Origin of the sequence: Mesorhizobium sp. B2-4-3, from assembly GCF_006442815.1 — a bacterium.
Classification (GTDB): domain Bacteria; phylum Pseudomonadota; class Alphaproteobacteria; order Rhizobiales; family Rhizobiaceae; genus Mesorhizobium.
In genome coordinates this window covers 114,998-122,754 of sequence record NZ_VFVL01000017.1, presented here as the reverse complement: position 1 = coordinate 122,754, position 7,757 = coordinate 114,998, and the positions used below count along the sequence as shown (strand labels likewise).

Here is a 7,757-nt window from a genome sequence, read left to right as displayed (position 1 = left end):
GCCTTCCGGGCCAAACGCCCGATAACGTTCAAGCCATTTGTAGCCCGTCTTGCGCGAGATATCGAAGGTCGCGCACAACTGCGTCATCGTCTCGTCGCCACACAAGCATTCCGAAACAAACCGAAGCCGCTCATCCATGAGCCCAGTCTCTCGCCAAACCATCGCCGGTCCTCCCGGCAGACAAGAAAACTGTCACCCATCTAATCGGTCCATTCTGTTACCTATCTATCCGGTTCGGACACCTGCCGGACATCTCCCCCACAAGGGGGGAGATTAGCCGGCACCGGCGCCTTCGCCAATAACCTCAAAGGTAATTGAACTGCGCCCCTCGCCGGCCTAGTCCTACCTCATGACCACATCCGAAACCTCCGCCGGCAGCCTGATCCGCGAGTGGCGCACGCGGCGGCGCATGAGCCAGCTCGACCTCGCCATGGAGGCCGACATCTCGCAGCGGCATCTTTCCTTCGTCGAAAGCGGCCGCGCGCAGCCGTCGCGCGACATGGTGCTGCATCTGGCCGAGCAGCTGTCGATTCCACTGCGCCAACGCAACCAGCTCCTACTCGCGGCGGGCTTCGCGCCGAGCTTCAGCGAGAAATCGCTTAGCGACGCAACGCTGGCGCCCGCGATGGCCGCGGTCGAGACCGTGCTGAAAGGTCACGAGCCCTTTCCGGCACTGGCGGTGGACCGGCACTGGAACCTTGCTTCCGCCAATGGCGCGATTGCTCCGTTCCTCGCCGACATCTCCGAAGCATCGCTGCTCGTGCCGCCGGTCAACGTGCTGAGGCTCAGCCTGCATCCGGGCGGCGTGGCACCGCGCATCGTCAATCTGGCGGAGTGGCGCGCGCATCTGCTCGAGCGGCTGAAGCACCAGAACGACGCCACCGGCGACCCGGTGCTGATTGAGCTGGAGCGCGAATTGCGCACCTATCCGTCCGGCCTGAGGAGCGGCCGGCCGGCGCCGGTCGAACCGAGCGGCATCGTGCATCCGCTGCGGCTTGCGCATGGCGATCAGGTGCTGTCCTTCATCAGCACGATCACCGTCTTCGGCACGCCGCTCGACGTCACGCTGTCGGAGCTGGCGATCGAATCCTTCTTCCCGGCCGACGAACAGACAAGGGCGGTGCTGGTGCGGCTGGCAAAGGAACGCGCCAACCAGTAACGTCGGCGGGACAGCACCCCCCTCTGTCCTGCCGGCCATCTCCCCCGCAAGGGGGGAGATTGGCAGCTCCCGCGCCTCGCACATCCTGCACCGTTGGTGGTTGGCGAAAGCAGCCGCGACAGCTGATCTCCCCCCTTGCGGGGGAGATGGCCGGCAGGCCAGAGGGGGGTGTGACGGAACTCAGCTTTTAAAGCTACTCTTTGAAACAGTTCACCCTTGCGGCGGCGCTGCCGTCCTGGTGCGCGTGCGCTCGAGGCCCAGTTGCCGCTCGCGCCAGATGATGAAGATACCGGCGGCGACCACGATCACGCCGCCGGCAAGCGTGTTCAGCGAGGTCACGTCGCCGAAGGCGAGATAGCCGACGACGACGCCGAGGATCATCGAGGTGTATTCGAAGGGCGCCACGACCGAGGCTTCGGCGTGGCGGTAGGCCGCCGTCATCAGGATCTGGCCGAGCCCGCCGCAGAAGCCCGCGAAAACAAGCAGCGCCGCCTGCATCGGCGTCAGCGCCTGCCAGCCGAAGGGCAGCGTGAAGAGTGACAGCACACTCGCTGTGGACGAGAACCACAGCACGATGGTCGCCGTCTTCTCCGTCTGCACGAGATTGCGCACCAGAAGCATGGCGACCGCCGAGATCGCGGCGGCGATCAGCGCGGCCATGACGCCCAGCACCTCCTGGTCGTCGAGGCCTTCATCGGAATTGAGTAGCGTGAGTTCGGGCCAGGAGATGACCAATACGCCGGCAAGACCGACCGCGACCGCGCTCCAGCGGTAGACGCGGATCGTCTCGCCGAGGAAGATCGAGGAGAACACGACGACCAGCAGCGGCTGGGCGTAGTTCAGCGTGATCGCTTCCGGCAGCGGCAACCTGGTCAGCGCGAAGAAGCCGAGCCCCATGGCGCCGACGCCGACCACACCGCGCGCGACATGGTTGAACGGCCGCCTCGTCGTGAATGCCGTGGCCAATTCGCCCTTGAAGGCGAGGAAGGCGATGATCGGGAAGATGGCGAAGAAGGAGCGGAAGAAGACGAGCTGCCCGGCGGGCACGTCGCCGGCAGCCTTGATGCAGGTCTGCATGCCAACGAAGACCGTCACTGAGACGATCTTCAACGTGATGCCGCGCAGCGTGTTGTGGCCGACGGCATGATCGACGGTCATCTTGCCTCGTATTGATGGTCGGAAAACGAAGCCGCAAATCAGGCCTTTCCACAGTTTTGTCGAGTGGCCGTTTCGTGTAAAGAGCGCGCACCTCAAAATTCTTGGGCCAGCCAAGCTGGCTGGCCGCCCGAAATCAACAGGAAAAGCCCAAGGAATGCGCATAGATACCGGCCATGTCTTCAAGCTCGAAGACTATCGCCCCTGCGACTATCTCATCCCGAGCACCAGCCTCGACTTCCGCCTGTCGCCGGACGCGACCCATGTGACCGCGCTGCTCACCATCGAGCGGCGCGAGGGCGTCGCCGCCTCGGCGCCGCTGGTGCTCGACGGCGACGGGCTGACGTTGCTCGGCATTGCCGTCGACGGGCATACGCTTCCGGCCAGCGACTATGAGGCGACGCCCGACCGGCTGACGATCCTGAAGCCGCCGGCGGCGCAGCGTTTCGAGCTGCGCCTGGAGACGGAGATCGCGCCTTCGCGCAACGAGGCGCTGATGGGCCTCTATCGCTCCAACAATGTCTACTGCACGCAATGCGAAGCAGAGGGCTTTCGCCGCATCACCTATTTCCTCGACCGTCCCGATATCCTGTCGGTCTACACGGTGCGCATCGAAGCGCCGCACAACGAGGCGCCGCTCTTGCTTTCGAACGGCAATCCTGTGGAGAGCGGCACGCTGGATAGCGGCCGGCATTATGCGGTCTGGCACGACCCCTTCCCCAAACCTTCCTACCTTTTCGCGCTGGTGGCGGGCGCGCTCGGCAAGGTGGCGGGCAGCTTCACCACCATGTCCGGCCGCGAGGTCGAGCTCGGTATCTATGTCGAGCCCGGCAAAGAGCGGCTTGCCGGCTATGCGATGGACGCGCTGAAGCGCTCGATGAAGTGGGACGAGGAAGCCTTCGGCCGCGAATACGACCTCGACGTCTTCAACATCGTCGCCGTCTCCGACTTCAACATGGGCGCCATGGAGAACAAGGGCCTCAACGTCTTCAACGACAAATATGTGCTGGCCGACGAGGAGACCGCGACGGATGCCGACTTCGCCAATATCGAGGCGATCATCGCGCATGAATATTTCCACAATTGGACTGGCAACAGAATCACTTGCCGCGACTGGTTCCAGCTCTGCCTGAAGGAAGGGCTGACGGTTTACCGCGATCATGAATTCTCCGCCGACCAGCGCTCGCGGCCGGTGAAGCGCATCGCCGAGGTGCGCACGCTGCGCGCGCACCAATTCCCGGAAGACCAGGGGCCGCTGGCACATCCGGTCAGGCCGCGCCGCTACCGCGAGATCAACAACTTCTACACGGCGACCGTCTACGAGAAGGGCTCGGAAGTGGTGCGCATGATCCGCACCATCCTCGGGCCGGAAACCTTCCGCGCCGGCATGGACCTCTATTTCGAGCGGCATGACGGCGAGGCTGCGACGATCGAGGATTTCCTCAAAGTCTTCGAGGACGTCTCCGGCAGAGATCTCGCGCAATTCGCGCTCTGGTACCACCAGGCCGGCACCCCGAACCTGACGGTGAGCTCCACGCACAATGCGGCGGCAAAGGAGTTCACCCTGGAGATCGAGCAGTCGGTGCCGCCGACGCCGTCGGAAAGCCGCAAGCGGCTGATGCATATTCCCCTAGCTTTCGGACTTGTCGGCGCCAACGGCAAGCCCGTCACCTGGACTGCCGTCGAGGGCGCAACGGTGGATGACGGTATGATCCACATCCGCAAGCGTCGGCATACGGTGCGCTTCTCGGGTATTTCGCAACGGCCTTCGGTGTCGCTCAACCGCGGCTTCTCGGCGCCGATCACGCTTTCGGTGCAGCAGAAGGCCGACGACCAGTTCTTCCTCGCGGCGCATGACAGCGACGCCTTCGCGCGCTGGCAGGCGTTCAACACGCTCTTGACCGATGCGCTGATCGCCGCCTTCCGCCAGATCCTCGGCGGCAAGGAGCCGGTGTTTGCGGCGCGGCTTGCCGAGCTTGCCGGCAGGATCGCCGGCGACGAGGCACTGGAGCCGGCCTACCGGGCGCTCGCGCTGTCGCTTCCCGGCGAAGCCGATATCGCCCGCGACATCGGCAAGGGCATCGACCCTAACGCCATCTTAGCCGCGCGCGAGGCGATGGCGCGGATGATCGCCGAGGCAAACCGCGAGGCCTTCCCGGCGCTCTATGAGAGCCTTGCCGACAAGGGTCCGTTCAGCCCGGACGCGGCGAGCGCCGGGCGCAGAGCGCTGCGCAACATCCTGCTCGACTATCTTTCGCTGCTGCCGGCCGGCGCGGGCCTCGCCGCAGGGCACTTCACCGCCGCCACAAACATGACCGACCGCGCCGCGGCGCTCGCCGTGCTGGCGCATCGCCATCCAGGCACGGCCGAGGCCGAAGAAGCGCTGGCCGCTTTCGAGGCCCGCTATCGCGGCGACGCGCTGGTGCTCGACAAATGGTTCCAGATCCAGGCCGGCGTGCCGGGCGCAAAGACCGTCGAGAAAGTGCGTGAGCTCATGCGGCACCCTGCCTTCTCGATCGCCAACCCGAACCGGGTGCGTTCGCTGATCGGCACCTTCTCCAGCGCGAACCAGACCGGCTTCCACCGCCCCGACGGCGAAGGCTACCGTTTCTTCGCCGAGACGGTGCTGGACGTGGAGAAGCGCAACCCGCAAGTGGCAGCGCGGCTGGCCACGGCGCTACGCTCGTGGCGCTCGCTGGAGCCTGGACGTCAGGCCAAGGCCAGGCAGGCGCTGCTCGACATGGCGAAAGCCGAGAATCTTTCGGCGGATCTGCGCGATATCGTGGAACGGACGCTGGCGTAGCGATGGAGCGCCAATCTCCCCCCTTGTGGGGGAGATCAGCAGTTGCGACGAATTTCAATCAATTTTTAATCTTTTTCGCCTGCGCCTCTGGACAAGGCGAATCGGCTTTGATTCTTTAATGGCGATTCGGGGCGTGCGGCGTAGCCGGATCATCTAAGTATGCGGCAAATCGGGGAGTGCCATTTATGGCCAAGGCGGACGCGTGGGGCGCGCCCGGAGGGAAGGCTTTTGCGCGTCGCAAGGCAAGGAGCGACGGACTTGCCGGCAATGCGCGCCTGATCGCCGAACCGACTTATCAGCGGCTCCTGGCCGCCGAGCCGCTGCTGCGCCGGTCGATCCCGGCGCTGATCGTCGTTTTCCTCATCGTCATCGCGGCATTGCGTTTCCTGTCGCTGATGAACGAGCATGACGAGATCGAGCGCGACGCCAAGGCTGTGCTGGCGCTGGCGGCCGGCCAGATGGCGCAGGCGATCACCGCGGACCCCAGCGCGGCCGGCGCCAATGCCATAAGCCTCCTGGAAAACACCAGCCGCCAGGGCGCCATGAGCCGCGCCCATGTGCTCGCCGTCACCGACGCCTACTTCAAGGTCATCGCCGTTTCGCCGCTGTCGACAGGCTGGCAAGGCCGCATGCTCGACGGCCTCGTGCTGGGCGGCCAGCCGCTGTTCATGTTCGGCGACCGCGCCGGCGTGATGGATGTCAGCATCTCAGGACAGGACTGGTTCGCCGCCGTCAGCCTCAGCGGCGACCGCAAACACGCGGCCGCCGTGCTGGTGCCGCAGGAAGCGGTGTTCGACAGCTGGCGCAAGTCGATGTCGCTCAACGTCACGCTGTTCGTGCTGACGGCGGGTGTGCTGATCGTCATCCTCTACGCCTATTTCGGCCAGGCGGCGCGCGCCCAGGCGGCGGACCGCATCTATCTCGAAGCGCATCAGCGCATCGACATGGCGCTGGTGCGCGGCCGCTGCGGGCTGTGGGACTGGGACATGGTGCGCGGCAAGATGTACTGGTCGCGCTCGATGTACGACATGCTGGGCTATGAGCCTTGCGATACGATGCTCTCCTTCGGCGAGGTCGACGAGATCATCCACCCGGAAGACGGCGACCTGTTCGAGCTCGCCAACCGCATCATCGAACGCGAGATCGACCATATCGACCAGGTTTTCCGCATGCGCCACGCCGACGGACAATGGGTGTGGATGCGGGCCCGCGCCCAGGTGATCGACCCGGAGGCGCCGGAGATCCAGCTGATCGGCATCGCCGTCGACGTCACCGAGCAGCGGCACTTGGCGCTGCGCTCGGAAGCGGCCGACATGCGGCTCAGGACAGCGATCGAGAACATCAACGAATCCTTCGTGCTGTGGGATGCCGCCGAACGGCTGATCATGTGCAATTCGAAGTTCCAGAAGGACAACGGGCTGTCGGACCGCGACGTGGTACCGGGCGCGACCCGCGATATGCTGGAGGAGCGCATGCTGGCCTTCGCCTCTGAGCGCAGGTTGGCCAATGCCAACGGGCCGCAGGGCGGCGTCAGCTTGGAGCGCCAGCTTGCCGACGGCCGCTGGCTGCAGGTCAACGAGCTCAGGACCCGCGACGGCGGCGTCGTCTCGGTCGGCTCCGACATCACGCAGATCAAGCTGCACCAGGAAAAGCTGGTCGACAGCGAGCGCCGGCTGATGGCGACGATCCACGATCTCAGCCTCGCGCGGCGCGCCGAGGAGGAACGCGCCAGCGAACTGGTCGAGCTCAACCGCAAATACATGAAGGAAACCGAGCGCGCCGAGGCGGCCAATCGCGCCAAGTCGGAGTTCCTCGCCAACATGTCGCATGAATTGCGCACGCCACTCAACGCCATCATCGGCTTCTCCGAGCTGATGCAGCAGGGCTTGTTCGGGCCGCTCGGCTCGGAGCGCTACGAGGAATACGCGACCGACATCAACGGCAGCGGCAAATACCTGCTCGGCGTCATCAACGACATACTCGACATGTCGAAGATCGAGGCCGGCCAGTTCTCGCTCGACCGCGAGGAGATCGACCTCTGCCCGCTGATCAAGGAAACGGTGCGGGTGATCTCGCTGCAGGCAGCGGAAAAGTCGATCAATGTCGAGACGCGCATCGCCGATACGATGCGGCTCTACGCCGACCGCCGCGCGATCAAGCAGATCGCCATCAACCTGCTCTCCAACGCGGTGAAATTCACCGGACAGGGCGGCAAGATCACGGTCAGGGCGCGCAACACGTCGGGCGCCCTGCTGCTCACCATCGAGGACAATGGCTGCGGCATCCCCAAGCAGGCGCTGAGCAAGCTCGGCCGGCCGTTCGAGCAGGTGCAGAACCAGTTCTCCAAGAACCACACCGGCTCTGGCCTCGGCCTCGCCATCTCGCGCTCGCTGGCTGAATTGCAGGGCGGCGCGCTGAAGATCCGCTCGACCGAGGGCGTAGGCACCATCGTGTCGGTGCGCATTCCGCTGAAGAAGGCGCCGGCGATGGTGAAGGCAGCGGCTTAGTTTGCGGGCCGAAATTCGAGGCGCTGGCGGGACAGCGCCCCCCTCTGCCCTGCCGGGCATCTCCCCCACAAGGGGGGAGATTGGCAGCTTCAGCGCCCCGCTTAATCCTGCCCGTTGGCGATTGGCGAAAGCC

At 64.9% G+C, this 7,757-nt stretch carries 5 protein-coding genes; 3 read left to right on the top strand and 2 right to left on the bottom strand.

The genetic code is table 11. The annotated features are described in order from the left end of the window. Positions 1-162: helix-turn-helix domain-containing protein (locus tag FJ956_RS17580; protein ID WP_140676964.1), on the bottom strand; the 162-nt coding region annotated here is incomplete at its 3' end. Positions 163-349: 187 nt separating this feature from the next. On the opposite strand from FJ956_RS17580, the gene FJ956_RS17575 reads away from it, so the two are divergent. Beyond that, positions 350-1,159 (top strand): helix-turn-helix transcriptional regulator, encoded by an 810-nt coding sequence (locus tag FJ956_RS17575; RefSeq protein WP_140676962.1) that lies wholly within the window; start codon positions 350-352, stop codon positions 1,157-1,159. A gap of 210 nt (positions 1,160-1,369) precedes the next feature. Here the strand turns inward: FJ956_RS17575 and FJ956_RS17570 are convergent, their stop codons facing one another. Next, on the bottom strand, positions 1,370-2,317 hold the full coding sequence (locus tag FJ956_RS17570; protein ID WP_140676960.1) for a DMT family transporter: 948 nt from the start codon (positions 2,315-2,317) through the stop codon (positions 1,370-1,372). A 154-nt stretch (positions 2,318-2,471) separates the two neighbouring features. On the opposite strand from FJ956_RS17570, the gene pepN reads away from it, so the two are divergent. After that, entirely contained in the window at positions 2,472-5,117 is a 2,646-nt protein-coding gene (gene pepN / locus FJ956_RS17565) for an aminopeptidase N (protein ID WP_140676959.1), read from the top strand. A gap of 185 nt (positions 5,118-5,302) precedes the next feature. Then, positions 5,303-7,624, top strand: a complete 2,322-nt coding sequence (locus tag FJ956_RS17560) for a PAS domain-containing sensor histidine kinase (protein WP_140676957.1) — start codon at positions 5,303-5,305, stop codon at positions 7,622-7,624. Positions 7,625-7,757: the final 133 nt, after the last annotated feature.